Genomic DNA, 26,081 nt, shown 5'->3' on the forward strand with positions numbered 1-26,081 from the left:
AAGGACCTGCAGCGTAATAATAAAATGCTGCAGGTCCTTATTCATTAAAATACGGTATACAAGTTCTGTATACCTCATTCTTTTTAAATGTAAAAGGTTTTTTTATTTAATTTTGCTAGTAAGTTATATAATGTTTCCACATCTTCAGCGGATAACTCTTCACAGTGTTTTTGTAACCATTCTCGGCGAGCGTCATTAATTTGATTGATTAATTCTTCGGATTTCGGCGTGACACTTAATACTTTACAACGTAAATCATGGTTCGATTGAATACTGATCACATAACCTAAATTGACGAGTTTTTTAATCCATCTTGAAACAATAGATTGTTCCTTTCCGATTTTCATTGTTAAATCATATTGTGATAAACTATGATGCTCATTCAAAATTCGTAAAAGTTCAATTTGTTCAGTTGTTAAATTAGCGCGTTGCCCAAAACGTTTATTTACGATAATCAAATCATTGTGTGTCAGTGTTATTTGTTGTTCAAGTTGTTTAAACATAGATGTTATACCCCGCTAGTTTTAATATACATATTATAAGTTTTTTGCGGAAAATACACAACATTAACTTGCAAAAGTTGTTTATCTTGCATTTAAGTTGGTATGTATAATACGTTAAGATTATCTAAAATCTCAAAAGGAGTTTACATATGCATAAATCACTATCCCATAGAGATTATTATTTTGATAATGCCCGTGCCTTTTTAATTTATTTAGTGGTATTCGGACATTTATTAAACCCTTATGTAGAAGGACATAAGCACATGGGTGCACTGTATTTATTAATATACAGTTTCCATATGCCCTCTTTCCTATTTATAAGTGGTTACTTTGCGAAAAATATCGGTAAGCCGGATCATTTAGAAAAAGTTGCGAAAAAACTATTAGTACCTTATTTTGTGTTCTTTAGTTTCTTCTCAATCTATTATTATCTGACAGGTAAAAGCAGTCACTTGCAGTTGGATCCATTTGATCCTGTCTTTGCGTTATGGTTCTTAATTACGCTCTTTATCTTTCATGTTGTCTTAGTGATTGTAAAGAACTATAAAGCTTATTACGTATTACCGATTGCTGTAATAGTGTCTTTATTGGCAGGATTCTCTTCTGATATCGACGGCTATATGAGTTATTCAAGAACGATTGTGTTCTTCCCTATTTTCTATCTAGGGTTCTTAATGAATAAACATCAAGCGATGTTACTGAGAAATAAGAAGTTAATTCCAATTTCATTATTGATTTTAGTTGGATTCTATATCGTATATATGATTCATCCGATTAATTCTGATTGGTTGCTCGGCAGCTCACCATATAGTTCTTTAGATGGTCCTGACGTCTATAGTCCATTGAAACGTCTATTGCTCTATATCATTATTTGTGCCACGATGTTCTCATTCTTGAACCTAATCCCTTCAGGATTACATTGGTTTACGTATATTGGCCAACGTACTATGTACATTTATCTGTTACACGGTATTGCGATTGGATTGATTCGAGGCTTTAAACTTTATCCTTTCCAGGACCCAGTTACGTTGTGGACTTACCTATACTTGATTGGTTTAACAGCACTCATTGTCTATCTGTTATCCACAAACTTTGTAGCAAAATGGACCAATCCAGTCATCAACCTCAAGTCACCATCAAAATTTAAATCTAAATTATAAAGCATTGTGAGGCAAATCAACATTGCCTCACTTTTCTTTTGACAATTATCGACTTAAAATTAAAGCAATTCAGACTTTTTGACGGTTTTCAGTGTTACAATATGATAAGATAGCATTTACTTACATAGTGCAGTAATCAATTGAGGTGTTAACAGAGTGAAATTATCTTTAAATACAAATTCTAAATTTTTACGTGCGCCAAGCATCAGACAATTTTCAAGCCGAATTAAAAATATACCGGATTGTATCAACTTAACAATCGGTCAACCTGACTTCCCTATGCCTGATGTGGTTAAAGACGCGTATATTAAAGCGATTGAAAATGATGAAACGAGTTATTCTCATAATAAAGGCTTAATGGAAACAAGAAGTGCCATCCGTCAATACTTCAACCTTCGTTATAATGTGGATTACACAGAAGAAGAAATTATTGTGACGAATGGTGCAAGTGAAGCTATTGATACAGCTTTACGGAGCATCTTAGAACCTGGAGATGAAATCATTATTCCTGGTCCTATTTATGCAGGCTATATTCCATTGATTGAAACATTAGGCGGTCATCCTGTTTATGTAGATACTACACAAACAGACTTTAAAATTACGCCTGAAGCAATTCGTTCACATGTAAACGATAAAACAAAAGCGATTCTTTTAAACTACCCTACCAATCCAACAGGAGTTATTTTAAATAGAACAGAAGCTGAAGCGATTGCTGAAGAGTTACAACAACACGAAATTTTTGTGTTAAGTGACGAAATTTATGCTGAAAATACCTTTAAAGGTAAACACACATCCCTTGCGGAATTTGAAGGTTTACGTGATCAATTATTATTAATCAGCGGTTTAAGTAAATCTCATTCAGCTACAGGTATCCGTATTGGCTTTTTACTAGGCCCTGAGTACTTAATAAAGAAATTGACATTCATGCATGCCTATAATACGATTTGTGCCAATGTACCCGCTCAAATCGCTTGTATCGCTGCGTTAACAGATGGCATCGATGCGCCAAAAGCGATGAATAAAGCATACAAAGAACGTTTAGCTTATTTAAAACAACGTTTACTTGATATGGGCTTTAAAATTGATGCCGAACCTGAAGGTGCATTCTATATTTTCCCGAGCCTTGCACCATTCGGTATTGAAGATGACTTTAATTTCTGTGTCGATGCCTTAGAAAAAGGTCATATTGCGATGGTACCTGGTTCTGCTTTTACAGATGCAGGTAAAGGTCATATTCGTATTTCATATGCTTATGACTTAGATACCATCAAAGAAGGTATGGATCGTCTTGAAAATTATTTAAATCAGTATGTAAAATAAATCATCATTAAGAAAGTGAGATAGACTAGTTCGCTAGTTCTACCTCACTTTCTTTTTTATTCTTTTTAATGTGCGAGTTATCTTAATATTATCCCTAAAAAAATTATCCTCTCTTATGAGCATAACATTCCCTCTTTATTCTCAGTATTTCTTGTTGACTTGACTAAACTTCTGGTTGACTTAGATTCTTTTGTGCGAAACCACGCATCATGTTATAGTAATCTTCTTTTTCATCAGAATCTAAATTCAATTGATTAATTACTTGTGTTGAAATGTTTTTGAATTGTGCTTTTAATTCTTTTCCCTCTTCAGTTAAACTTAACATCACTTTTCGTTCATCTTCAGGTAGTCTTTTTCTAATGACCAAGTTCTTCTTTTCTAAGCGCTTTACAATTGGACTGATTGTCCCTGAATCTAAAAACAATTTATTGCAAAGTGTTTTCACAAACACTTCTTCATCATCTTCAATATAAGATAAGACCATATAATTTGGGAAGCTGATATTGTATTGTTTCAGAAACTTGTTAAAACGGTTGATCACTTCTTTTGTTGTGATATAAAAAAGAAAACATAAGTCGTGATCTAAATTCTTCTTTGTGCTATTACTCATATAATTTCACCTCTACCTTAAAATATATTCAACATCATAATGAATATCAATGAAATAGTTTTATTTATTAAGTAAATTTGTACTTGCTTTATATAATTTGTTTAACTCACTCCGCAAAATAAAACACACAATAATACACATAAAATAAAGAGTTATGCCGACTTTAAAAATATATTAATCCTAACGTGCACTTTATAATTTTAATCGCTGGACGTGCATTTTTTATTTACCTAATAAGTAAAAAAACGACATAAAAAGCCTCCCGCTTCACACCCAAAGGTATGAACACGAGAGACTTAATAAGAACCTCATTTAAATGATTAATCTATTATGGGAATTTAGGGAATTGATCAAAGTCAGGTTGACGTTTTTCTTTAAATGCGTCACGACCTTCTTTCGCTTCATCAGTTGTGTAATAAAGTAAAGTTGCATCCCCAGCCATTTGTTGAAGACCTGCTAAACCGTCAGTATCAGCATTCATTGCTGCTTTTAAGAAACGTAAAGCAGTTGGTGAATGTTGCATGATTTCTTGACACCATTGTACTGTTTCATCTTCAATTTGGTCTAATGGTACAACTGTGTTGACTAAGCCCATATCTAAAGCTTGTTGTGCGTCGTATTGACGGCATAAGTACCAGATTTCACGCGCTTTCTTGTGACCTACGATACGAGCTAAATAACCTGAACCGTAACCTGCGTCGAATGAACCGACTTTAGGCCCAGTTTGACCGAATCTTGCATTGTCTGCAGCGATTGTTAAGTCACATACGACTTGTAATACGTTGCCGCCGCCGATTGCATATCCACGAACCATTGCGATGACTGGTTTAGGAATAACACGGATTAAACGTTGTAAATCTAATACGTTTAAACGAGGAATTTGGTCGTCGCCTACATATCCGCCGTGACCGCGAACTTTTTGGTCGCCGCCTGAACAGAATGCCATGTCACCTTCACCTGTTAAGATGATTACAGAAATACGTTGATCATCGCGTGCACGTGAGAATGCGTCAATCATCTCTTGAACCGTTTTTGGTGTGAATGCATTACGCACTTCTGGACGGTTGATTGTAATTTTAGCAATACCATCGAAAAACTCATATTTTATCTCTTCATATTCTTTAATTGTTTCCCATTGTCTAGTCATTTTGCTCCTCCTTATTTAAAAAACCTAATATTAGTATATCAAATTGTGTTGGTTCTTCCACGTGAACCGTATGGCCAGCACCTTCCACAACATGAACTTCACTGTTTGGAAGTTGCTGATGCATCTTATGCGCAAGTTCCACAAACTTTTCGTCATACTCGCCGACAATCAGAGAGACCGGCAGCTGAAGTTGCGCAAGTTCTGGCCATAAATTCGGCATATGACCTGTGCCATAGTCACGCAGTGCTTTCGCCAAACCTTTTGGATCTTGTGCTAAGCGCATTGCACGATGTTTCTGGCGTTGTTCTTTTGTCATCATCTCTGCTTGGCTCGCAAACAATGGTAATTTCTCCCAATCATTCACAAACACTTCAATGCCCGCAATTTCTAATACTTTAGCTCTTGCTTCATCAACTTGCTGACGTTCTTTTTGCGCTGTTTCATCTGCAATGCCTGGTGAAGCACTTTCTAAAACCAAACCTGCTAGGTCTAATTGACCATGTAAAACATAATACAATGCTGCACGGCCACCCATAGAGTAGCCATGTAAATAGATATCAAAAGCTTTAAATTGTACGAGTACATTATCTAACGCATCGCAAATAAAATCGAAATCCCATTGCTTAGTTCTGTCGCTGTTATCTTGACCATGTCCAGGCAGTTCTATCGTTACGACAGCTGCTGCTTCAGTCAGTTTGTCAATGTGTGAACTAAATGATGTCGCATCACTGATAAATCCATGCAACAAAACAAGCAAGTTATGATTTTCTGTTTTTTGACTGTCATAAAAATTATAATTCAACATTCGCAATATCACTCAATTTCTGATATAGGATTTGGTGTTGTTGACGATTGTCTTCACGGTCTGTACGAATTTCATAAATGTATGATTCTAATTGTGATAATGGCGTGAATTTAAAGTCTTCGACAGAATCCATTAAGGCATAGTTGAAATCATACAACATGGCCGCATGTTTGAACTCAAGATGCGTCGGTGTACCGAATAAACGTTCAAAGTATTTCGCTGCTGATTCTTTTTGTGGCAGATAAGAGAATATACCGCCGCCATCATTATTCAACAACACAATATTTAAATGAATATCATTCAATTTAGCCATCAACAAACCGTTCATGTCATGATAGAAAGCTAAATCACCGATTAACAATGTCACTTTCTTATGCACTGCCATACCGATTGCAGTAGAAACGACACCATCGATACCATTAGCACCGCGGTTGGCATAGATTTCCGCTTCACTATTTACAAATAGATTATCCACATCTCTAATTGGCATAGAATTGCTGACAAATAAAGCATCTTCTTTAGTAAGTTTATCTAATAAGATACCGACATTCGCCGCTTCGTCTGTCGCATGATCGATATAATTTTTTACTTCGATTTTTGCACGACTATCCATATCTTGCCATTGGGATAACCAACGTTTACGATAAGCTGTCGGAATATCGCCAAGTGCACGGAAGAAGTCGTTTGGTGTCATTTCAAATGTAATATCTGCCGGTGTAGGGAAAGCATCTGGCTGCGCACTGTTTTGTACCGCAATTTGATAAGCATCTGTAGCTTTCAACCATTGATTTAATTTCTTAGATAATACTGGTTTGCCGACACGAATCACAAAATCAATATCTTTCGGATCTAAACCTGCACGAAATAGTAAGTCATACGTTGAAATAATATTCGGATGACCTGATTGACGCAGACCTGAAAGCGGACCTGCTAAAATAGGCAAGTCATGGACCGTCGCAAATGGTAACAACTCTCTCACATCTTGATGCTGCATATCGCCGACAATGACGAAACCACGTTTTTTCTTCAAGATTGGCTTAATAGCTTCAACTGTAGCTGTCTTTTGATATTTAGGTATGACTTTTTCGCTAGTCGTTAACCACTCTGTCATCTCGAAATCTGGTGTCAACGGTTCTCTAAACGGCAAGTTAAAATGTACAGGCCCACGTTTGGGGCCTTCAAAATATTGACTTGCAATCTGCATTTGGAAACGAATAACATCTTCAGTTGAACCTGTAGTGTCATCAGCTAATGGCATATCAAACTGATAACGTACAAAGTTTTGGAACATGTTGACCTGGTTCAACGTTTGCGGCGCACCAATGCCACGCAATTCGTGTGGGCGATCGCTTGTTAATACTACTAACGGCAAGTTGCTGATATCACTTTCAGCCACTGCTGACGTATAGTTGGTTGCTGCTGTTCCTGACGTACATAAAATAGCAACAGGTCGATTGCTGCCCTTAATCAATCCGAGCGCAAAGAATGAAGCACTGCGCTCATCTGGGTGAATCCATGTCTTAATACCTGGGTGTGCTTCAAACGCTAAAGCAAGCGGTGTTGAACGAGACCCTGGACTAATGACAACTTCTCTGATGCCGTATGCATAGATTTCTGAAGCTAACGTAAACACTTGTTTGGTTAATAAAGTTTGATGATTATCCATGATTTTCGACTCCTAAAGCATTCATCATCGGAGTAAATTTAAGTGTAGTTTCTTCTAATTCACTCTGTGGATCAGACTGCTTAATAATACCGCAACCTGCAAATAAAGTTGCTTGTTTCTTTTTAATCAGCATAGAACGGATTGCGACGATAAATTCACAATTATCTTCCATATCAATATACCCTACTGGCGCACCATACAGACCTCTTGTTCCGAACTCTTTTTGTTCGATAAAGTCCATGGCTTTTTCTTTAGGATAACCGCCTAACGCAGGTGTTGGATGCAGACGGTCTAGTAAGCCAATATAGGTATTATTTTCTAACGCCCCTGAAATCTCTGTGTATAAATGATACAAATGATCATTTTTTAGGATTTTAGGATGCTTATTATATTCTACATCTGTAACGTACGGCTCAATATCATCTAGAATACTTTGCACCACAAAATGATGCTCTTGCAAGTTTTTCTCATCTTTCAAGAAAGCATCTACGTGTTTTTGATCTTCAGTTTCATCAGATGTACGTTTAATTGTCCCTGCAACTGCTTTCGTCGATAACACTTGGTTTTCGACTTCCATCAGCTGTTCTGGCGTTTGTGAAAAGAACACAGACCCTTCCGATTGCATTACGAATATATAGCTGTTGGATTCGTTGTGCATCGCATTTTCTAACACATATGCGATATCAATTGGTCGATTAAAGCGAATCATACGTCTGCGTGCTAAAACGATTTTTTCTTCATCATTCATAGAATCTATGGCTTCTTGTACAAGTTCTAACCATTCTTCTTTATAGATATCTTCACTGCGAACTACATCCCCAATAGGTTGTGTCGGTTCTACTTTCGTTTCTGCAACTTGTAGCACAAGTTCATGTAGGTCTTCTATATTAAACTCTTCTCTTAATACTGTATAAGTGACGAATGTTTCTGAAGCTGTCATCGTAATTAATACTTTCGGCAACACGAAATGGTTCAAGCCGAATTGACGCCACTCGTCATCTGATTTATGACTTGAAAATTGGAAACCTCCACACACTTTTAAGTGATGTTTATTTGAATCTGGATGGATAAGTGCAATATCATTTTTATAATTTTCCCATTCACGGAAAATGGTTTGTTTATTTTCATAGTCATTTTTAAATTTTAAAAGCGCGTTATATCCGAAAAAGGCCGTTTCTCCTGTATTCTCCCTGAAGTAGAAGCGGTCATCTGCTTTATCTTCTGTCATTTGGAAAAGCATGATTGGGTTCGTCGGCTGGTCGATTTTAACCTCCACTGAAACCCATTTTTCACGGCTTTCATATATTGCGTCGAGAATTTGATCATCCTTGACACTTACAGTCATCTATCTCACTTCTTTCATCATTCTACTTAATCACATTATCTCATTGTATCATTTTTTATCTTTATCTGTACTTTGATTTGCACATTTATTATTTACTATTTTTACATGATTTGACCTTTCTCTTTCTATTGCTTAAAATAAATTTATTAATCAGAATGCAGATAATTTATAATAGAATCTTTGTGTCTTAAAATCCGCAATCTGAAATTTGGTATTTTTAAGTGTTAAGAAGGAGAAACCATGTCAAAACAATATCAGGAATTTTCAACCGTTCGAAAATATTGGCTGTTGATGCGTCCTCACACTTTAACTGCAGCTGTAGTACCTGTATTAGTCGGTACAGCGACAGCAAAGTTATTCTTATTAGGTAGTGAAGACCATCTTAAGTTCAGTTTGTTTTTAGCGATGTTACTTGCTTGTCTTTTAATTCAAGCAGCCACAAATATGTTCAACGAGTATTATGATTTCAAGAAAGGTCTTGATGATCATACATCAGTGGGCATCGGCGGCGCGATTGTACGTAACGGCATGAGCCCGAAACTCGTGATGAACTTAGCCATCGCCTTTTATGTGATTGCTGCGCTAATCGGTTTATTTATCGCTTCACAATCTTCTTATTGGTTAATTCCAATCGGAATCTTGTGTATGGCAGTCGGTTATCTGTATACAGGCGGTCCCTTCCCAATTTCTTGGACACCTTTTGGAGAGTTGTTCTCCGGCGTCTTTATGGGACTGATTATTATTTTAATCGCGTTCTTTATTCAAACAGATAACTTACAAGGTTATGCTGTATGGATCAGTGTACCGATTATTATCACAATTGGCTTAATTAATATGGCCAATAACATCCGAGACCGTGTCAAAGACAAAGCAAGCGGACGCAAAACATTACCGATTTTATTAGGTAAAGCCAATTCTATCCGCTTCATGGCCCTCATGTACATCATCGCTTATGCATGGGTCATTTATACTGTTTTCTTTGTACCTGGCGGTTCAATCTTTTACTTACTCGTACTGTTATCATTCCCGTTCCCTATCAAAGCCATTCGTCGTTTCAAAAAGAACGATACACCTGCTGAAATGATGCCAGCTATGGCAGCAACAGGTAAAACCAACACAGTATTTGGTTTACTGTATGCATTAGGGATTTATATCAGTGCGTTATTAGGCGGTATTTGATGATGATAAAGAGATTGGAACTTTTCGTTCCAGTCTCTTTTTTTATCCTTCTTGAGGTTCAATGACCATGTGATAATAATCATGGCCATATAAATCAATCACACCTTCACTATGAAACCCTAAACGTTCGTAAAGTCTGAACGCACCTGTGTTTACTAAATCACAGCTCAAGCTCAGCTTATATGTTTTAGAGTGATGGATGACAGATTCCATTAACTGTGTCGCAATTCCTCTTCCTCTATATTTTGGGAAAACAGCCACAGTTTCGATATATAGCTCATCTGATTTTGCTTCTCTTAAAGGTAAAGGTGTTCCTATTGCTTTCGCTTCTTTTGGTAAATCTAACTTCAACCAATTTTCTTCTAAATTCATTTCATCTTTACCAAGATACGTAATAATAACGCCAGCGACTTCCCCTTCAACATCGTAAACTTGTACATTGTCGTAATAACAACGATAAGGTATTTCTGTAATACTTTGTTCCAGCCATTGAATGACATGAGATTTATCAAATCGTTTTACAATCGGCAACTCCATATCTTGCCAGATAATATATGTTAATTCTGCGATAGCACGTTTATCAGTTGGTTTAGCAGGTCTAATCATTGTTTTCTCCTTTATGTGTTTAGTTTTTATCATTCACTATATAGTTTAACAATCATTTATATTGTTTGTTCACTTATTATTTTAACATTTGTATTATTGGAAAGTTTGTATTTCATCATTCATAATAAAGGTATCACTTAAATGGAGAAAGGAGCAATCAGCATGAAAGTAAATAAAATTGTTTATATTGTACTTGCACTGTTCCTCGGCAACTTCGGAGTGCACAGATTCTACGCAGGTAAAAACGGCTCAGGCCTTTTACATTTAGCGTTCTTCTGGACAGGCATTCCACATGTGATCGCGATTATCAGCGCAATCAATACAATGCTATTCAGACCAGCAGACAAACATGGTAATATCACATTTTAGTTAAATGGAGTTGAAACTATATGAATAAAGCAACGATTCTAACGTATTTAAATGAAAATCCTGCTAAATATCTTGTCCTTTATATGGACAACGGCAATGAAATTTCAGTAGAAGCCGTTGAAGAGAATTCAAATGCAGGCGCATTACACGTTACAGAACCATCAGAATATGTAGTAGATATTTCCAAGATTTCTTATTTCGAACTTTTAGAGCGTTCAACGTATTAATTAAGATATAGCAAAAAGAACCTGTCCAAGCTTGAGATAAGCTGACAGGTTCTTTTTTGTCCTTTTGAATTAAGGATGAAAAATCAGTAATAACACCACTGCCACAATTTGTGCAACAGAAGTTGTAATAATTCGACGCGTATAATAATAGCTGATTGATAGAATAGCTTGTACGATGAAAATAAAAATGCATAACCAGATTTGATCGAAGTAGAAAAAGAGTGAACTTGATGCGAGTGCAGTAATCACAATCGCTGCCCAAGCCGGTAACTTAAGATTCAACAATTGTTTTTGCAGTACCGTACGCATATAAAGTTCATGACAAGGAATCACAAAGAGTAATGTCACTAAAATCTGCCATTTAAAGTAAACGCCAGAACGTGATAAATCTTTAATCAATGATGTATACGTTAAATCTTGTGACATCAAAGACATAATCAACTGTACAATGATTAATGCGATTGCGGTTAAAATACCGATACCGATAGACGTCAACAATCGTTTAGATTCTAAATCACGTTGATAAAAGACATAACTGATACCCGCAAACAACATAATGCCTGTATACAGATACCAATATTCTTGTCGTTCTCCCCACATGATAAATAAGATGATGTGGAACACTACAAAGCTTATCACAAACCATAGTAATGCTTTTGTATTAGTTTTCATTATATTTTAACCTTCTTGATCAACTATCTTATAGCGTTTATGATTAATTACCGTTTTTTCAGGTAAATCTAATGATTCAAAATTTTTCATAATAGTTAAGTCAACAATAACAGAGTTATCATTAATTTTTTCGACACGGCCTCTTAAACCGTCATAAAATTCTACAATATCTCCTACTTCTGCAATAGTCATTACAGATCCTCCTTGAATTATACTATTCTATATTGTACTAAAATTCTCTCTTCAAATAAACAAATATCCTGTAAACACGTTATAATTGTAATTGAAGTCCGACTGGTGCCTTTTTTCTGGCAAAGTGTATAGTTGGCATTTTATCCTAAATTAGGGCATAAATAAAGTATCAAGCAAAGTAAGTACAGAAGGAGAGAGAATGTATGAAGTTTGTTAGTAACAAAGGTATTACAGACCCCACATTAAATTTAGCAATGGAAGAGTATGTGTTAAAACACCTTCCTAACGATAGCGATTACTTTTTATTCTATATTAACCGCCCTTCTATCATTATTGGTAAAAACCAAAATACGATTGAAGAAGTTGATCAACACTATGTAGATGAACACAATATCGATGTTGTGCGTCGAATTTCAGGCGGCGGTGCCGTTTATCATGATTTCGGAAACTTAAACTTCAGCTTTATCACTGATGACGACGGAAACAGTTTCCATAACTTCAAAAAGTTCACAGAACCGATTGTTCAAGCTTTACAAGCAATGGGCGTAGATGCTGAAATGACTGGACGTAACGATATCCAAATCGGTGCAGCTAAAATTTCAGGAAATGCGATGGTTAAAGTGAAAGAGCGTATGTTCAGCCATGGTACTTTAATGTTAGATAGTGACTTAAACGAAGTTGCGAACGCTTTACGTGTAAACCCTGCGAAGATTCAATCTAAAGGGATTAAATCAGTACGTAAACGTGTCGCAAACATCTCTGAATTCTTAGAAGAGCCGATTGACATTGAAACTTTCAAAGAAATTATCCTAAAACATATCTTTGGTGAACATGAAGTTGAAGAATACGTGTTAACTGAAGATGATTGGAAGAACATTGAAGCATTAAGTAATGAAAAATATCGTTCATGGAATTGGAACTATGGTAAAAACCCTAAATATAACTTTGAACGTGAAGAGAAATTCGAAAAAGGTTTCGTTCAAATTAAATTGGATGTTAAGCGCGGACGTATTGAACATGCGAAAATTTTCGGTGACTTCTTCGGTGTCGGCGATGTGTCAGATTTAGAACATGCATTAGTCGGCAGCTTGCATAATTTCGAGAGTATTGAAGCGGCTTTATCTGAATTCGATACGTATCATTATTTCGGAGATATTCCAAGAGAAGAATTAATTCGATTAATGTCATAATTAAATAAGCTTTACATGATTAAGGTGAGAACTCAGTTTCTCACCTTTTCTCATTCAACTTTGACAAAAAGAAAAATCCCATTAAGTCAACGTCTTAGACATTGATTTAATGGGATTCTTACAGTAACGGAAACGGAGGGATTCGAACCCTCGCGCCGCTCTCGCGACCTACACCCTTAGCAGGGGCGCCTCTTCGGCCAACTTGAGTACGTTTCCATATGGCTCCACAGGTAGGACTCGAACCTACGACCGATCGGTTAACAGCCGATAGCTCTACCACTGAGCTACTGTGGAATAATGTAATTTCTTCAAGCACAAATACTATTATAACAATCCCTTAAAATAATTCAAGAGAAAATAACGAAAAAGTTGCGGAACATTTACACTCATTCCCTATAAACATCCCGCAGTTTGAGATAATATCATAAAATGTTTAAAATTACGCTAGCTGCGTGGTGTGTTATTAATCACTAAATAAGTACAAAGTGTTTCATACACGTCTAAAGCAGGTTTAGAGTAGTCAATAGGGCGCTCTGTATTCCATTTAATTTTCTTAACACGCTTTCTAATGATGTGTTCATAATAAGCTGCATTTTTATATTGATGCCAGATAGTACGGACTGTTGCGGTTGTGATTAAAGATTGTCCGTCAGAAAAAGTGATTTTAGTGGTATTGTTCTTCAACGCTTTGATATCTTGTACAAATTCAATGTTAATCCAAATATTGTCTTCAGAGCGTTCAGAATGGGTAGAGAATAGAAAGATTGAAATAACTGGTGAAAGTAAAATGGGTGGTTTACTGTTGATGTTGGTAATCCGAGCGGTATCAGTTCGAAGTGATTGAAAGGTTGAACCATAAAAGCGACAAGAGTTGTCTAAAGTTTTTTGCGGGGAGCTTTCTACAATCCTCGGATCTTTATTGTAGGTAAGCAATTTTGTATGGAGTGCTCCATACTCTTGAGCAATGACTGGGATAATGGCCATATCATCGCTTTTGAAGATGCTATGTTCGTCCATAAGCACGTCCTCCTATTTAATTAATTACGATTAGAATTCGTTAGACATCTAATCATGTAATTATTGTATACTAGCACCTAGAAAAGTCAATAGAAACTTTTGAGTTAATATTACACTTTTAATTTTTAAAAAGTCAGAATATTCATTGATTTTAGATTAAATGCAATGTATACTCGTAAATAACTTAAAAAAAGAAAGGCAGTGATTAAAATGAATCACAATATCAATGTAAAAAATGGAACACTGAAGGCGTTCGTAGCGAATGTAAACGACCTGGGGGTAGAACTCGTAATTGATCAAGCTCTACGTAATGTACGTAAAGAAAAACTTACAGAACTGATTGACCAAGCTTTAATCGAAAAAGATGAAGCAGCATTCAATCGTTACATTGAAGAATACAATCAATTGGAGGATGTTTTAATTGGCTAACTCGTCGTGGGATTCCTGTTCCTGTTCATACTAAAAGGTCTATTCATTTCAAATACCGAATGAATAGACCTTTTTTTGTTTGCTTATTTTTAAGCATAATGAGAAATAAACTTCGTTCTATTTCCCCTCTTGATCATTTAAATAGTAATAGCCAATTGTATAAGTCAGTACTTCATTATCTTGGATTGGACTCGCTTGATCTTGAGATTGATGACGTACATTTTTATGGGCATCTTTGAAGACATCTGAGCTCAACCAATTTTTGAAACATGCTTCTGCATCCCAAATTGTTAAAATTTTCACTTCATCATATTCTTTTAAATTATTTGTCGTTGTGACAAACATTTCTTTAAAACCTTCAATTGTTTCAATACCTTGTCGTTTGTAAAAACGTTCTACAATTCCTTCTGCTGAACCTTTATCTAATTTCAATTTGTTTTCTGCCATAAACATAGCGCATACACTCCTTTATCTGTTTTCAATTAATTTTCCAACCACAACAACACGTTTATCAGAACGCGAAAAAGCATCTTCACACGTAGATAACGTCATTATCTTGTCTTGTGGATGAACTGAAATATCTGTTTTGATTTTCGATTTATTTTTCGTTTCTTTTAAAAACTGTTCGTATTCATGTACATTGTTGAAATTTGTCTGTATATAGTTATCATGGGTATCCGTCGAATATGCGCTGAATACTTTTAACGCATACTGATGATACTTTGTATCAAATTCTATCGTTTGATGTGCATCATAAAATGTTTGATTCAAATATTGATGTAAATCATCAAACATAGTTTTATCGCCAACACTATGACCATAAAGCACTGTATTTTGAGATAAATCTTGTAAGTTATTACGATAATCTACAAAGATACTGCCCTTTTTCGTTTTTTGTTTCTTAAAGTTATGTTCTAAGTAATCTTCATTATCTCGGGATTGTAAAACGGGATAATTCAAACTCGTACCTTCTAAACGAATCCACCCATGAATGTCAGAATTGACCTCTGTTAATGCTTCAAATTGTGGGCGGACCCCTTTCTTTTTATAGTCCGTTTGTAAGACCTCGTATTGTTTTTCTTCCGCTTCATTATCTAAACGATGTTGGAAGATAAGATAGATAGCCGCAATAATAACCAGCACTAATCCAAATTGAATGACACGTATTAGTTTATTCATCATTAACACCCGCCGTGACATTTACCAATTAATATGCCGCAATCTTTATCATGAATAATCTTTGCGTCGATTTGGTAAATTGTTTTTAATAATTCTGGTGTCACGATAGCTTGCGGCTTGCCTTGTGCTGCAATTTCACCATTTGCGACACAAATCAGTTCATCACTATAAGTTAAAGCTTGATTTATATCATGAAGCACCATGATGATAGTTAAACGATGCATGTCGTTTAACTGTCGAATCATCTCAAGGACTTGATATTGATAATGTAAATCTAAAAATGTGGTAGGTTCATCTAATAATAAATATTGTGGTTCTTGGACTAAGGCCATTGCGATAAAAACACGTTGTTTTTCGCCACCGGACAAAGCGCCAATCGGACGATCTGCATACTTAGTTAAATTGAATTGTTCAAGTACACGTTCAATGACCGATTCTCCTCTTACATCCTTCTTCAACCAACGATGATGACTATATCGTCCATAGCGCAGTAATGTTTTAACGGTGAAATCTTCAGGTGCTGTATTGTTTTGATGGACTGCTGATAACATTTGCGCAAGTTGTTTCTTACCTAATGTATTCAAATCATTGCCTTCTATGTACACACAACCAGCCTGAGGTTGAAGATAACCTGCAAGCATTTGAAGTAAGGTACTCTTACCTGATCCATTCGGTCCGATAATAGAAGTTACCGCATGACGTTTAATTGTCAGATTCAAGTCATTAAAGAGTTGTTTTTGACCATATTTAAACTCAACGTTGTTGATATTCATTTCGGTACACTCCTTTACAAATTAAATAGATAAGATAAGGTCCGCCGATAATGACCGTAATAATATGCGCTGGCACTTCAAATTGACGGGAAATCAACCTGCCAAGTGTATCCGCTAATAGCACGGCTATCGTACCGAATAACACACAACAAATCACAACTTTCTTATAGTCACTGCCGACTAATCGACGTGCAATATGCGGTACAATCAAACCGACAAAGGCCATAGCACCCGCTACAGCTACTGCACTGCTCGCTAAAAAGACCGCAATCAACCCTATCCACATACGATAACGTTGAATTGGAAAGCCTAAGTTGTGTGCTTGTCGATCATCAAATCCCAACATATTCGCTTGAAAGATAACAGTTATAGCTAAGATAAGTCCTATACACGTTGTCACTGAAATTTGTGCTGCGTCTTTCCATACTTTTAAAGATAAACCAGCAGATAATCTCACAGCTGGGTTAGCGGTTAAATATTCCAACATACCATTCAACATCGCATACATCGACACACCGACAAGCAGCATGCGCATCGGATTCAGCGGATAACGATGTTGTAAATAAAACAATAAAGTAAATGGCAATAATCCGCCTATAAAGCTGATAATTGGCATATAAAAGAATAAAGTCGGCATCAAAGTCATCACAAGTGCTTTAGCCACCAAGGCACCTGAACTGACACCGATAATACTGGCGTCTGCAAGCGGGTTTTTCAGCACTGCTTGTAAATAAGCACCCGCTACGGATAACGCAGCACCTGCACAAATCGCGACAATGATACGTGGTAAACGTAAATCTATAATCGCATCGATTTGATTATCATGACCTGTTGCGATTTTATTCCAAAGCTGAGCTGAACTTATGCCTAATTTACCGTTAAGCAACGCAAACAAGACAACTACAACAAAGAGAATTAAGGTACACATAAAGACGACACTGAATTTATATTTCATACTGCACCTCATTTCTTGTTGTAGAAGATATCATATAAATCTTGCATGGCTTGGTCTGCATCGATATTAGCTGTAATGCCGAAAGGTTGTTCTTCTAAATCATAGACACGACCTGTCTTGACTGCTTTAAAATGTTTCCAAATATCATTTTCTTTGAATTCTTTATCAAACATCTTTTTAACTTCTTCAGGCATTCCATGTGGCAGACGCAGAATAATATCTGGATCAACGTCATACAGATACTCTGTATTAGAAGCTAGATATTGTTTCGAATCTTCTTTAATCACATTTTCACCGCCCGCAATTTCAACTAAATTGCCGATATAAGAGCGATTCGTAGCAACTAAATAACTGCCTGGCACACCCATTAAAATAAGTACTTTAGGGTGCTTTTGTTGCGCTGCTTTTTGTCTGATTTGTTCTTCTGTATGAGTTAATTTTTGATTTAGCTTTGATGATTCTGTTTCACGATTAAATTCTTTACCCATCTGTGAAATAGAAGTTTTCATGCCTTTTAGACTGTCATAGTCATAAAAGATAGCTTTAGCTTTAATCATTTTGAACTTAGGTTTTGTCTCATCTTCAATAGTAGAAACGCCTAAAATATGTGTCGGGTGAACAGCTTGTACCTTCTCCATATCTGGTGTCATCGGTTGCCCGACTTTCGGTACATTGTCATATCTTTTAGGCAGTGTTTTATATGAATCTGGTTTACCTGCAATATCTAAATTCAAAGCATCTAACGTTTGTGTCAAAGCTACTGTTGTCGGTACAATGCGGTATTTTTCAGAAGATGTTTGGTTATTTTTATCTTCTTGTGCTTGGCAACCAGTCAGTAGAACAATTAAACCTAAAAGTACAACACACCATCGTTTAATGTTTTTTCTCATGACCTTTACCTTCACCCTTTCTAACGTAAAGTGTAGAGACTACTAACAAAGCACTCGCCAAAATAATCACCGCACCTAAATAAATTTGATTCATTCTCTTTAAATACTTTCCAACATCTGAATGTGTCTTTGTAAATTTAATAGGTTCACCATCATCCGCATGCCGATTGAATTTAGGAAATATTTCAGGCAATGGCGGTTCTTCCATTGTTTTTGCAGTTTGTGTTGTTTTAACAGCACTTGGTTGTGGAGGTCTTGATGACGTAATAAATGGTGTGTCATTCATCGATTGTGCCTGATTAAATGCTGAATTGGTTGGTGTTTGTTTATGATTATGTGTCTCAGATGCATGTTCTGACGGAGTTTCTACTACAGTATTTTCTTTAGTTTCAACCGTTTCTGTCGTTTCATTTGTTGATATTTCTGTATCCTCATCTTGTTTGATAGATGTGCCACCTTTTTCTTCTTGTTGGCTTGGTGTGTCTGTCTCTTGAGCTGTTTCATTAAACACCATTTCAGTTGTATAGTGATGATCATAATTTAAATGCGGAACAATAATATGTACTTTTGAGGTCAATATTTTCTGATCTTTTGGCATGTTAAATTCAATGACACGTTGATCTTGTTGTGAATCTTCACTTACCACTTTTACTGGAATACGCGTTTCACCATTAAAGATTTCGAAAGACTTCCACCACGCAGCATTTTTTAATGTCATTTGAACAGTAGCTTGCTGATTGTGATAGGTCACTTTAGCTGGATGTACCATATATTGATCCATCACTGATCGTTCATTTGTTTGATGTTTTAATACTTTGAAATTCAAATTCTGTATTTCTGATACGTGGGTATTGGATTTCTTAGGAAATACTTTTTTGGGTGTGTGTTTTTCTGTTGGTTGTGTATCTGGTTTTGGTTGAACGTCAGTTTTTGGCTTCGATTCAGGACTTGGCTTTGGTGTCGGTTGTACTTTAGGTGTCACATCTTTTGGCAATTGTGCTTCTAAATTAATTTTAGTTGTATAGTGATGATCGTAATGAATATCAGGGACGATAATATGTACTTTTGAAGTAAATGTTTGCGTCTCTGATGTGACTTCAACTTCTACAATACGTGCTTCTTTTGTTTCACTGACTGTACGTACATCACATTGTTTATCACCTTCATATAATTCAAAAGCTTTCCACCACTCTGGATGCAGCAATTTAAACTGTAAATAAACTTTGTTGTTTTTAGTTTTGACAGTTGCTGGATGTGCCATATAATCATTCATAACTGACACATCCTGACTGTTTTCTTTATAGACTTTAAAAGGTATCTCTTTAACTGTTTGTTGTGATAATGTTTGATGATTGACTTCAGCTTTTGAGTTATCAACGGTAAATGAACAAAGTAAGCTGCCACATAGTGCAGCAACTAAACATTTGTGAGGTACATTCATTTTAATGTTGTCCTTTTTTACGTTTATAGACGACAAAAGATAGAAGTAATACAGCTGAAGCACCCATTAAAGTGATATAAAGCCATTTAGATTCACCGGCAGCTGTTTGTGGATTTGTCGGTGTCGCATCTGATGATGTTGCTTTTCCTGTTGCTTCGGCATTTTCTCCTTTTGAAGTGTCACCTTTTGAATCATCCGCATGGGATGCAGCTGCGGCACTGTCACCTTGCTTATCACCTTTTAATAAATATGTGATGTTGTAGTTATGGTCATATTTAAAAGGTTTACCGTTTACTTCTTCATCGATATACACTTTAATTGTGCCTGGAATTTCGCCTGATGTTTTATCGATTAAAAATTCTGAAGTACGTTCATCTTTTGCTTTATCTTCATGCACAATATTTTCTTTTTGACCGTTAAATGTAAAGTTAACAATCCAATGGCTGTGGTTGACTGTGAATTGTACATATTGTTTACCGTTTTTATCAATTAACTTAGCGGGTTTATTGAAATAATCATTTGCCATCGATACGTCTTGTGTCTTATGTTTTAAAATATCGTAATTCAGATCTTTTTCAGCAGCTGAAGCTACAATGGAAAAAATGGCCCAAGTTAACACAATTAATACCGCACTCATTGCGATAACTTTCTTGATTGTTGTTGTCATATGAATCATCCTTCTTTCTATATGATGAGAGGTTGTGAGAGACCCACAACCTCATTTTCTTGATTCTCAGGAATACATTACAGACTATTTTTCTTTGATTTCACGTGTCTATTCCAAAACAGTGCGATACCGCCTAAAAATACAGATGAAATACCGAACGTTGTCGCTGATTCTTCTGTACCAGTTTTCGGCAATGCTTTTGCCTTAGCAGGTGTTGATTTGTTTCCTTTAACTGATTTTACAGTTTCAGACTTCATTGCTTTAGCTTTAACTGAACCAAGCGGCTGTACAGATTTAGATGCTATAGCTTTCATAGATGGTTGAGTTGCTGTCGCGTTTTGTACTTCTGTCACAACTTCAGATACTTTTGGTTCTGTTTTTTGAACTGACATCGGTTCTACTTTTATTTCTGGTTTTACATTAGACTCATCCGATGCTTTTTCAGTCGATTCATCGACTTGCTTAGTATCTTTTTCAGGTGTGATAACTTGTGGTTGTACTTTTTCTTTTTCAGCTGTTTTATCTACAACTTTATCAGTTGCTTGATCTTCAGCTTTTTCTTGTGGCTTAGGCATAGGTTTAACTTGTGGTTTTGACTCAGGTGCTTTCAAATCGGCAACTGCTTCGTCAAACGCAATTTGTGTCGTATATTTATTGTTGTAATTGATACCTGGGACTACAATATGCACCTTACTTGTTAACATCTTTGTACCTGGTTTCACTTCAAAGTTAATAACTTTTTGATCTGCTGTTTTTGAAACCTCATGTTGTTTGAGCTGTTGTGCACCATCAAAGAGTTCAAATGATTGCCACCAATCTGGATTTTTAATTGTAAACTGTACAAATGTTTTACCATTTTCCTTAACCACTTTTGCTGGGTGGTCCATATAATCATCCATGACTGATTTTTGATCTTCACCGTCTTTTTTAACCATAAAGCCGATTTCTTTTGTAACAGGCACAGCACTTAGAGTTTCTACTTTAGGTGTAGTGTGGTCAGATTGTTGTTCAACTTGTGGTTTTGGAGCTGGCTTTTCTACTTGTGGCTTAGGCGTCACTTTCGGTGTTGCTGCATCTGTTTGTTGTTGGTTTGATTGTGCAGTCGGCGGTTTATTTTGGTCAAGGTCTTTAATTCTGACGTGGTAAGCACCTTCGTAGTTAATTTTAGGTAAGCTGACCTTCACAATCACATCATAGTGATCAATACCAACTTGATATGGGAAGACGACTGTTCTTTCATTCTTCTTCGTATCACGTGCGATCGTTTTCACACGCTCGTAACCTTCCTTAGTATCTACCATAAAGTCATCCCACATGCTTTCTGACTTAATTGTCATCGCCACATAGTGTTTACCGTTTTGTTGGAAGACTTGCATAGGTTTGACTACTTCAAAGTCCATATGTGAGGGCTCATTTTTCTTACTATGCAACACTTCAAAGTTATGTTGTTCTGGGTTTGTAATTTTGAATTCTGACATTGGCGCATTTTTAAATTCTTTTTTCGCAGCTGCTAACTGTTCTTGTAATTGTTCTTCATAGTCAGCAAGCATTTCTTTATCATTTTCTGAAGGCACTTTATCTTTCGCCATCAACTTCTTAAGTTGATATATCTTATCTTCTAACGTAATCGCATTATCGAATGCTTCTGTTTCTTTCTTTTTCTTATACTCATCTTGTGTTAATGGCTTAGAATCACTTGCGTTGATAGGTTGGTTGAATTTAAGTTCAACATCTTCAAACTCTTGACTATTAACCAATCTTGATGATGATTTCGTTGATGACTTCACAATGACACTTTGCGTATTGTTTGGAACTGCGAATTGTAATTTAGCTGTTTCTGCTTTCTTATCGTAGGCAGTGACTTGTGTATTTAATTTATGGTTCTCTTGATAAACATCGAATCTATCCCAAATAGTTGGAATGTCCAATGTTAATTCAACAGTTGATGCTTTATCACCTTTCATAAAATAAGCAGGTTGCTTAATATTCGATACATGGAAGAATGCTTCTTCATCAGTATTGGGTTTAACAACTTTAAACTCTACTGGGTAACGCTCTTCGTTTGCGTGAGGATCTTGTAAAGATGGTTGTTTAATTGCTTCTTGTACTGAGACTTGATTTGTTGGTGCTGCTGTTGCTTTTTCTGTTTGTGGTGCTTCTTGTTTTGGTGCTGGTGTTGTTTCAACTTTCTCAGGTGTCGGTTTTGAGTCTGTTTGAGATTGTGCTGTAGATGCTGCTTGTGGTTTAACTGCTTCTTTCTCTTTTGACTCAACTGTTTTTGACGCTGAAACAGGTGTCGCGTTTGGTGTCGTCGAAGTGCCGCTATCCGTTACAGTAGTCGGTGCTGCTGCGTTTGATACGGGCGCTTCTTGTTCAGCTGCTTATGCTTGTCCTCCTCCTAAGAAGATCACTGCACCTACAGCTATCGAAGCTGCTCCGACAGTAAATTTACGAATTGAATATTGGTACGCTTTCTGGTTGGCATGGTTCATAACTGTTCTCTCTTTGTTGTTTCTCACGTTGATAACGCTCCTAATCATTAATTTTTACACCAATAATGATAATCATTCTCATTAACAATGTATAAAGGGAGTATAGCACACCCTTAAATCAATATCATTACTATTATTTATGTTTTTTAAAATAGTTAAAATAACACTATTATATTTGCGTTATTATTAAATATTTATAATTCGAAGAAGTTTTGAAGCGCTTTGACATTACGCATATCAAGCGGATAGTGGTGTTTGACCTCCCCTTCATGAAATTCCGCAACATAATCTGTGCTGTTTATAATCAATTCATAGTCATGTGTAATGACCAGAATTGTATACCCTTGGCCTTTTAATTGTCGTAATTCTGTCGCAAATTCAGACATACGTTTGCCATCTAAACCACTGGTTGGTTCATCAAATACTAAAATAGGTCTGCCGCTTTCTTTAGCACTCGCAATCGCCAGTCGCTGCATTTCTCCGTTTGAAAGTGATAAGGGATGTTTATCACGATGTTGTTTTAAATCAATTATATCTAACGCATGTACTAAATCAGCATCTGGCATATTACGATGACTGAATCTGATTTCTTCTTCTACAGTTTCACCGAAAAGTTGAGACTCTACATTTTGAAAGACTTGATATACATCGTGCTTCCACTGTTTTTGACGTATTTTATGTGTGTCGTTCATAATCACTGCGTCTTTATTTAACTTAACTGCACCCATTAATGCTTTCGCGAATGTAGATTTCCCTGCCCCATTGTGGCCGACTATCGCTGTTATCGCACCTTTATGTAAATCAAATCGCTCAATATTTAAATCTAATGTTTCTTTTTTCTGATAGCGATATTGCCAGTTTTGTATAGGTATCACATCGTGTGATGAAGGTTCTGATCGTTTTGGTCGTAGTCGTGTTAAATCTGTCGCTCGTAAACCATGTGCTTTTAATTGTTTTAGTTCTAATTGACGAAAATCATCTTGATTCCACGCTTTAGTAATCTGACCTGATTCAATTAAGATAAAACGATCTGCCAAATCTAATAAATAATGCAGACGATGTTCCGCAATAACAATCGTCTTCCCTTGTTGCTTCCAAGATTGAATCATACGTGCTAATTTTTGAACGGCTTTGAAATCTAAATTTGAAGAAGGTTCATCCATGACAATAAGCGCTTGTCCTGCGATTTCAATACTGATACAGGCAATCATTTGTTGTTGACCACCCGACAATTCAAAGACTTTACTTTCTAGTAAATCATTAATTTGATATTGATCTACTGCTCTAATAATTCGTGATTGAATTTCTTCTGGGTCTGTATAGTAATTTTCTAATTCAAAGGCAAGTTCATTTAATACATGTGTACAGAAGAATTGTGATCTAGGATTTTGAAAGATACTGCCGATTTGGCGACTTAAATCTTTGAAAGCATAGTCCTTCATGTTTTGTCCTGCGATGACAATATCTCCTGTGATTTCACCTGAGAAAAACTGAGGAATTAGCCCGTTGATTAATCTTAGTACTGTTGATTTTCCGCATCCTGATAATCCGGTTAAACAGATCACTTCGCCAGGACGAATAGTTAAATTAAAATCTTCTAATGCATTTTTATCTGAAGCACTGTAACTGAAAGTTACATTGTTAAATTGAATCATTTGAGCCTCCCTCTTATATAACGTAATAAAGGATAACCAGTAAAATGAGTAATCCTGCGATAGTTTTGTCGATTGCGGTCATTTTAAATACAATGAGTGACGTACGTGCAGCTTCTACAGACAGTCCTCTTGTTAAAGAAGCGGCTGTCAACTCATTTGAAATTTTGACCACTCGATTAATTAACGGTACAATACGCATTTCGGTATAACGTATCGGATGTAGAAACGCTTGAAGTGTCGTCATACCCCGCATACGCATCGCATGTTTAATGTTTTGCGATTCTTGATAGACCACAGGAAGAAAACGAAACATGACTGCTAAAGGAATCGTCAACACATTTGGAAACTTCAATTTCTCTAATGCACGAATGAACATTTCAACTGACGTTGTTTTAAATAAGACAAATCCCATTAAAGCAGCAGGTAAAAAACGTGTAAGCAAATTGGCTATTATAAAAATCAAACTATACACAACCGCATGGTAATCTCTCAATTGAAATGTTTCGATATACCATCCAGTAAAAAGAATAAAAAAGCATAATAAGCCAGTTTTATAATAATGTAGATAAAGCAGACAAAATGTAGGTATCAGAATAATTACAAGTCGTGGATAAACCGCATGACCCGTAGTAGTTCCTGTTAAAGCGATAAAGGATATCAATACCATACTTAACAATTTTATTCTTGGATCAATTTGCATTTTGATCATGAGACCATACCTGCACGTACAAAATGTTTTTTAAATAGAATTCTTGCGATGACAATACCGATAACCGCACCGACCATACAAGTCACTATAATGATTGGTAATGTTTGTAGCGTGAATAGTTTATCTAGTAATGCTGTATATTCGTGTCCTCTTTTTTGTTCTAGATAATCGAAAAAGGATTGTCTTGCGAAGTAAAATGGAAGCAAACTGCCGAGTGACCAAAATGAAAAGACAATATAACCGATACTTAATGTAATCCAATGACGATAGTTGCCGATCTTCATAATTAAATCAGCTAGAATCGGTAATGGAATACCAGTAATTAATGCGAGCCCTGGGTGACCCATAACAAACAATACTAAGCTCACTACAATCCCACTAATACTTAAAGCGCCGAACTTTTGTGTTTTAGCTACCAACAACATAATAGGTACACTGCCAATAACCGCAAATAATGCAGGTAAGAAAAACATAATCACTGGCACAATCCCAGCAATACCTACAGGTGTAATTAACACAAAGAATATTGCGGTAAAGAGCCCGATGTTAATTAAATCTTTAACTTCTAATTTCTCACGTTGCATGCATGTATCTCCTCCTTAAAAATCTGTCGTTAAATTTATCGTGTGAATATAACTTAATCATAGTTTACCACCATTGATAATGATTCTCAATTACGTATTTCAATCAAAAATTACTTTCATTTAGTAAAAGGTATATAAAACAATAAAATAGAAATAACTGCTTATCTGAGCTTTAAATTATTCAAATCCATTTAGAAATCCACATCAAACCAACACTTTCTATCCTATCAATCAGACTATTCATTTTCTACTACAATTAAAATCTCTCTATATAAACTATGTTTAGATTTAAATTTATC

At 35.9% G+C, this 26,081-nt stretch carries 29 protein-coding genes and 2 tRNA genes; 7 read left to right on the top strand and 24 right to left on the bottom strand.

Features of this window, described 5'->3' with window-relative positions; translation table 11 throughout:
* Positions 1-83: 83 nt before the first annotated feature.
* Positions 84-503 carry a MarR family transcriptional regulator gene (locus HMPREF3031_RS02565; protein ID WP_002480462.1) on the bottom strand — a complete coding sequence of 140 codons (420 nt, stop codon included), beginning with the start codon at positions 501-503 and terminating at the stop codon, positions 84-86.
* Between the two features lie 149 nt (positions 504-652).
* Between HMPREF3031_RS02565 and HMPREF3031_RS02570 the strand changes: the two genes are divergently transcribed.
* Entirely contained in the window at positions 653-1,663 is a 1,011-nt protein-coding gene (locus tag HMPREF3031_RS02570) for an acyltransferase family protein (RefSeq protein ID WP_002480461.1), read from the top strand.
* A 156-nt stretch (positions 1,664-1,819) separates the two neighbouring features.
* The gene (locus HMPREF3031_RS02575) at positions 1,820-2,983 is read left to right on the top strand and encodes an aminotransferase class I/II-fold pyridoxal phosphate-dependent enzyme (RefSeq protein WP_002480460.1); all 1,164 of its coding nucleotides are present in this window, start codon (positions 1,820-1,822) and stop codon (positions 2,981-2,983) included.
* 163 nt (positions 2,984-3,146) lie between these two features.
* Here HMPREF3031_RS02575 and HMPREF3031_RS02580 read toward each other — a convergent pair whose 3' ends face one another.
* The 5 genes from HMPREF3031_RS02580 to HMPREF3031_RS02600 form a co-directional block, all read right to left on the bottom strand.
* On the bottom strand, positions 3,147-3,593 hold the full coding sequence (locus HMPREF3031_RS02580) for a MarR family winged helix-turn-helix transcriptional regulator (RefSeq protein WP_002480459.1): 447 nt from the start codon (positions 3,591-3,593) through the stop codon (positions 3,147-3,149).
* 328 nt (positions 3,594-3,921) lie between these two features.
* Complete coding sequence (menB, locus tag HMPREF3031_RS02585) at positions 3,922-4,740, bottom strand: 1,4-dihydroxy-2-naphthoyl-CoA synthase (RefSeq protein ID WP_002480458.1); 819 nt, start codon at positions 4,738-4,740, stop codon at positions 3,922-3,924.
* On the bottom strand, positions 4,733-5,545 hold the full coding sequence (gene menH, locus HMPREF3031_RS02590) for a 2-succinyl-6-hydroxy-2,4-cyclohexadiene-1-carboxylate synthase (RefSeq protein ID WP_002480457.1): 813 nt from the start codon (positions 5,543-5,545) through the stop codon (positions 4,733-4,735). Before menH ends, menB begins: the two co-directional genes overlap by 8 nt.
* Positions 5,532-7,211: a 2-succinyl-5-enolpyruvyl-6-hydroxy-3-cyclohexene-1-carboxylic-acid synthase gene (gene menD, locus HMPREF3031_RS02595; protein WP_002480456.1), complete on the bottom strand. Its 1,680-nt coding sequence runs from the start codon at positions 7,209-7,211 to the stop codon at positions 5,532-5,534. The genes menH and menD overlap by 14 nt, the downstream gene beginning before the upstream one ends.
* Complete coding sequence (locus HMPREF3031_RS02600; protein ID WP_002480455.1) at positions 7,204-8,556, bottom strand: isochorismate synthase; 1,353 nt, start codon at positions 8,554-8,556, stop codon at positions 7,204-7,206. Before HMPREF3031_RS02600 ends, menD begins: the two co-directional genes overlap by 8 nt.
* A 240-nt stretch (positions 8,557-8,796) precedes the next feature.
* Between HMPREF3031_RS02600 and HMPREF3031_RS02605 the strand changes: the two genes are divergently transcribed.
* Positions 8,797-9,735, top strand: coding sequence for a 1,4-dihydroxy-2-naphthoate polyprenyltransferase (locus HMPREF3031_RS02605; RefSeq protein WP_002480454.1), 939 nt, complete (start codon positions 8,797-8,799; stop codon positions 9,733-9,735).
* Between the two features lie 42 nt (positions 9,736-9,777).
* On the opposite strand, the gene HMPREF3031_RS02610 is transcribed toward HMPREF3031_RS02605, so the two are convergent.
* Positions 9,778-10,341 carry a GNAT family N-acetyltransferase gene (locus tag HMPREF3031_RS02610; RefSeq protein WP_002480453.1) on the bottom strand — a complete coding sequence of 188 codons (564 nt, stop codon included), beginning with the start codon at positions 10,339-10,341 and terminating at the stop codon, positions 9,778-9,780.
* A 162-nt stretch (positions 10,342-10,503) separates the two neighbouring features.
* Here HMPREF3031_RS02610 and HMPREF3031_RS02615 point away from each other — a divergent pair, with 162 nt between their 5' ends.
* Positions 10,504-10,710, top strand: coding sequence for a TM2 domain-containing protein (locus HMPREF3031_RS02615; RefSeq protein WP_002480452.1), 207 nt, complete (start codon positions 10,504-10,506; stop codon positions 10,708-10,710).
* A 20-nt stretch (positions 10,711-10,730) separates the two neighbouring features.
* Positions 10,731-10,937 (top strand): hypothetical protein, encoded by a 207-nt coding sequence (locus HMPREF3031_RS02620; RefSeq protein ID WP_002480451.1) that lies wholly within the window; start codon positions 10,731-10,733, stop codon positions 10,935-10,937.
* A gap of 69 nt (positions 10,938-11,006) precedes the next feature.
* Here HMPREF3031_RS02620 and HMPREF3031_RS02625 read toward each other — a convergent pair whose 3' ends face one another.
* Together HMPREF3031_RS02625 and HMPREF3031_RS02630 are read right to left on the bottom strand one after the other, a co-directional pair.
* The gene (locus HMPREF3031_RS02625) at positions 11,007-11,609 is read right to left on the bottom strand and encodes a CPBP family glutamic-type intramembrane protease (protein ID WP_002480450.1); all 603 of its coding nucleotides are present in this window, start codon (positions 11,607-11,609) and stop codon (positions 11,007-11,009) included.
* A gap of 6 nt (positions 11,610-11,615) precedes the next feature.
* Positions 11,616-11,801 carry a YkvS family protein gene (locus tag HMPREF3031_RS02630; protein ID WP_002480449.1) on the bottom strand — a complete coding sequence of 62 codons (186 nt, stop codon included), beginning with the start codon at positions 11,799-11,801 and terminating at the stop codon, positions 11,616-11,618.
* A 203-nt stretch (positions 11,802-12,004) separates the two neighbouring features.
* On the opposite strand from HMPREF3031_RS02630, the gene HMPREF3031_RS02635 reads away from it, so the two are divergent.
* On the top strand, positions 12,005-12,991 hold the full coding sequence (locus HMPREF3031_RS02635; protein WP_002480448.1) for a lipoate--protein ligase: 987 nt from the start codon (positions 12,005-12,007) through the stop codon (positions 12,989-12,991).
* 127 nt (positions 12,992-13,118) lie between these two features.
* Here HMPREF3031_RS02635 and HMPREF3031_RS02640 read toward each other — a convergent pair.
* From HMPREF3031_RS02640 to HMPREF3031_RS02650, 3 genes are all read right to left on the bottom strand, one after another.
* Positions 13,119-13,207: transfer RNA gene (locus HMPREF3031_RS02640), tRNA-Ser, on the bottom strand.
* Between the two features lie 3 nt (positions 13,208-13,210).
* Positions 13,211-13,285: transfer RNA gene (locus HMPREF3031_RS02645), tRNA-Asn, on the bottom strand.
* 150 nt (positions 13,286-13,435) lie between these two features.
* Positions 13,436-14,008: a competence protein ComK gene (locus HMPREF3031_RS02650; protein ID WP_002480447.1), complete on the bottom strand. Its 573-nt coding sequence runs from the start codon at positions 14,006-14,008 to the stop codon at positions 13,436-13,438.
* A 210-nt stretch (positions 14,009-14,218) separates the two neighbouring features.
* On the opposite strand from HMPREF3031_RS02650, the gene HMPREF3031_RS02655 reads away from it, so the two are divergent.
* Complete coding sequence (locus tag HMPREF3031_RS02655) at positions 14,219-14,437, top strand: IDEAL domain-containing protein (RefSeq protein ID WP_002480446.1); 219 nt, start codon at positions 14,219-14,221, stop codon at positions 14,435-14,437.
* Positions 14,438-14,554: 117 nt separating this feature from the next.
* On the opposite strand, the gene HMPREF3031_RS02660 is transcribed toward HMPREF3031_RS02655, so the two are convergent.
* The 12 genes from HMPREF3031_RS02660 to HMPREF3031_RS02710 all read right to left on the bottom strand — a co-directional run bounded on the left by HMPREF3031_RS02660 (position 14,555) and on the right by HMPREF3031_RS02710 (position 25,782).
* A complete protein-coding gene (locus HMPREF3031_RS02660; RefSeq protein ID WP_002480445.1) occupies positions 14,555-14,890 on the bottom strand; it encodes an antibiotic biosynthesis monooxygenase in 336 nt (111 codons plus the stop codon).
* Between the two features lie 15 nt (positions 14,891-14,905).
* A complete protein-coding gene (srtB, locus tag HMPREF3031_RS13405) occupies positions 14,906-15,616 on the bottom strand; it encodes a class B sortase (protein WP_037556319.1) in 711 nt (236 codons plus the stop codon).
* Positions 15,617-15,618: 2 nt separating this feature from the next.
* A complete protein-coding gene (locus HMPREF3031_RS13410) occupies positions 15,619-16,389 on the bottom strand; it encodes an ABC transporter ATP-binding protein (protein WP_002480443.1) in 771 nt (256 codons plus the stop codon).
* Complete coding sequence (locus HMPREF3031_RS02675) at positions 16,370-17,344, bottom strand: FecCD family ABC transporter permease (protein ID WP_002480442.1); 975 nt, start codon at positions 17,342-17,344, stop codon at positions 16,370-16,372. Before HMPREF3031_RS02675 ends, HMPREF3031_RS13410 begins: the two co-directional genes overlap by 20 nt.
* A gap of 8 nt (positions 17,345-17,352) precedes the next feature.
* The gene (isdE, locus tag HMPREF3031_RS02680; protein WP_002480441.1) at positions 17,353-18,234 is read right to left on the bottom strand and encodes a heme ABC transporter substrate-binding protein IsdE; all 882 of its coding nucleotides are present in this window, start codon (positions 18,232-18,234) and stop codon (positions 17,353-17,355) included.
* Positions 18,218-19,675: an NEAT domain-containing protein gene (locus HMPREF3031_RS02685; RefSeq protein WP_002480440.1), complete on the bottom strand. Its 1,458-nt coding sequence runs from the start codon at positions 19,673-19,675 to the stop codon at positions 18,218-18,220. Before HMPREF3031_RS02685 ends, isdE begins: the two co-directional genes overlap by 17 nt.
* 1 nt (position 19,676) lies before the next feature.
* Positions 19,677-20,342 (bottom strand): heme uptake protein IsdC, encoded by a 666-nt coding sequence (gene isdC, locus HMPREF3031_RS02690; RefSeq protein ID WP_002480439.1) that lies wholly within the window; start codon positions 20,340-20,342, stop codon positions 19,677-19,679.
* A 77-nt stretch (positions 20,343-20,419) separates the two neighbouring features.
* The gene (locus HMPREF3031_RS02695) at positions 20,420-22,438 is read right to left on the bottom strand and encodes an NEAT domain-containing protein (protein WP_349017252.1); all 2,019 of its coding nucleotides are present in this window, start codon (positions 22,436-22,438) and stop codon (positions 20,420-20,422) included.
* 285 nt (positions 22,439-22,723) lie between these two features.
* On the bottom strand, positions 22,724-22,861 hold the full coding sequence (locus HMPREF3031_RS12945) for a YSIRK-type signal peptide-containing protein (protein WP_002480436.1): 138 nt from the start codon (positions 22,859-22,861) through the stop codon (positions 22,724-22,726).
* 167 nt (positions 22,862-23,028) lie between these two features.
* Positions 23,029-24,489 (bottom strand): ABC transporter ATP-binding protein, encoded by a 1,461-nt coding sequence (locus tag HMPREF3031_RS02700; RefSeq protein ID WP_002480435.1) that lies wholly within the window; start codon positions 24,487-24,489, stop codon positions 23,029-23,031.
* A 13-nt stretch (positions 24,490-24,502) separates the two neighbouring features.
* Positions 24,503-25,198, bottom strand: coding sequence for an energy-coupling factor transporter transmembrane component T (locus HMPREF3031_RS02705; RefSeq protein WP_070724584.1), 696 nt, complete (start codon positions 25,196-25,198; stop codon positions 24,503-24,505).
* Entirely contained in the window at positions 25,195-25,782 is a 588-nt protein-coding gene (locus HMPREF3031_RS02710) for an MptD family putative ECF transporter S component (RefSeq protein ID WP_002480433.1), read from the bottom strand. Before HMPREF3031_RS02710 ends, HMPREF3031_RS02705 begins: the two co-directional genes overlap by 4 nt.
* Between the last annotated feature and the right edge of the window lie 299 nt (positions 25,783-26,081).

Source organism: Staphylococcus sp. HMSC072B07 (genome assembly GCF_001815505.1).
In the GTDB taxonomy this organism is placed as follows: domain Bacteria; phylum Bacillota; class Bacilli; order Staphylococcales; family Staphylococcaceae; genus Staphylococcus; species Staphylococcus simulans.

Excerpts from the sequence above, each read along its gene's own strand:
- HMPREF3031_RS02635 (WP_002480448.1), top strand. The coding sequence starts at position 12,005 with ATGAAGTTTGTTAGTAACAAAGGTATTACAGACCCCACATTAAATTTA.
- HMPREF3031_RS02660 (WP_002480445.1), bottom strand. The coding sequence starts at position 14,890 with ATGTTTATGGCAGAAAACAAATTGAAATTAGATAAAGGTTCAGCAGAA.
- HMPREF3031_RS02615 (WP_002480452.1), top strand. The coding sequence starts at position 10,504 with ATGAAAGTAAATAAAATTGTTTATATTGTACTTGCACTGTTCCTCGGC.
- HMPREF3031_RS02580 (WP_002480459.1), bottom strand. The coding sequence starts at position 3,593 with ATGAGTAATAGCACAAAGAAGAATTTAGATCACGACTTATGTTTTCTT.
- HMPREF3031_RS02570 (WP_002480461.1), top strand. The coding sequence starts at position 653 with ATGCATAAATCACTATCCCATAGAGATTATTATTTTGATAATGCCCGT.
- HMPREF3031_RS02630 (WP_002480449.1), bottom strand. The coding sequence starts at position 11,801 with ATGACTATTGCAGAAGTAGGAGATATTGTAGAATTTTATGACGGTTTA.
- HMPREF3031_RS02710 (WP_002480433.1), bottom strand. The coding sequence starts at position 25,782 with ATGCAACGTGAGAAATTAGAAGTTAAAGATTTAATTAACATCGGGCTC.
- HMPREF3031_RS02685 (WP_002480440.1), bottom strand. The coding sequence starts at position 19,675 with ATGAATGTACCTCACAAATGTTTAGTTGCTGCACTATGTGGCAGCTTA.
- menB (WP_002480458.1), bottom strand. The coding sequence starts at position 4,740 with ATGACTAGACAATGGGAAACAATTAAAGAATATGAAGAGATAAAATAT.
- HMPREF3031_RS02650 (WP_002480447.1), bottom strand. The coding sequence starts at position 14,008 with ATGGACGAACATAGCATCTTCAAAAGCGATGATATGGCCATTATCCCA.
- HMPREF3031_RS02605 (WP_002480454.1), top strand. The coding sequence starts at position 8,797 with ATGTCAAAACAATATCAGGAATTTTCAACCGTTCGAAAATATTGGCTG.
- HMPREF3031_RS02620 (WP_002480451.1), top strand. The coding sequence starts at position 10,731 with ATGAATAAAGCAACGATTCTAACGTATTTAAATGAAAATCCTGCTAAA.
- menH (WP_002480457.1), bottom strand. The coding sequence starts at position 5,545 with ATGTTGAATTATAATTTTTATGACAGTCAAAAAACAGAAAATCATAAC.
- HMPREF3031_RS02610 (WP_002480453.1), bottom strand. The coding sequence starts at position 10,341 with ATGATTAGACCTGCTAAACCAACTGATAAACGTGCTATCGCAGAATTA.
- HMPREF3031_RS02655 (WP_002480446.1), top strand. The coding sequence starts at position 14,219 with ATGAATCACAATATCAATGTAAAAAATGGAACACTGAAGGCGTTCGTA.
- HMPREF3031_RS13410 (WP_002480443.1), bottom strand. The coding sequence starts at position 16,389 with ATGAATATCAACAACGTTGAGTTTAAATATGGTCAAAAACAACTCTTT.
- menD (WP_002480456.1), bottom strand. The coding sequence starts at position 7,211 with ATGGATAATCATCAAACTTTATTAACCAAACAAGTGTTTACGTTAGCT.
- HMPREF3031_RS02565 (WP_002480462.1), bottom strand. The coding sequence starts at position 503 with ATGTTTAAACAACTTGAACAACAAATAACACTGACACACAATGATTTG.
- HMPREF3031_RS02700 (WP_002480435.1), bottom strand. The coding sequence starts at position 24,489 with ATGATTCAATTTAACAATGTAACTTTCAGTTACAGTGCTTCAGATAAA.
- HMPREF3031_RS02675 (WP_002480442.1), bottom strand. The coding sequence starts at position 17,344 with ATGAAATATAAATTCAGTGTCGTCTTTATGTGTACCTTAATTCTCTTT.
- isdE (WP_002480441.1), bottom strand. The coding sequence starts at position 18,234 with ATGAGAAAAAACATTAAACGATGGTGTGTTGTACTTTTAGGTTTAATT.
- srtB (WP_037556319.1), bottom strand. The coding sequence starts at position 15,616 with ATGAATAAACTAATACGTGTCATTCAATTTGGATTAGTGCTGGTTATT.
- isdC (WP_002480439.1), bottom strand. The coding sequence starts at position 20,342 with ATGACAACAACAATCAAGAAAGTTATCGCAATGAGTGCGGTATTAATT.
- HMPREF3031_RS02625 (WP_002480450.1), bottom strand. The coding sequence starts at position 11,609 with ATGAAAACTAATACAAAAGCATTACTATGGTTTGTGATAAGCTTTGTA.
- HMPREF3031_RS02705 (WP_070724584.1), bottom strand. The coding sequence starts at position 25,198 with ATGATCAAAATGCAAATTGATCCAAGAATAAAATTGTTAAGTATGGTA.
- HMPREF3031_RS02600 (WP_002480455.1), bottom strand. The coding sequence starts at position 8,556 with ATGACTGTAAGTGTCAAGGATGATCAAATTCTCGACGCAATATATGAA.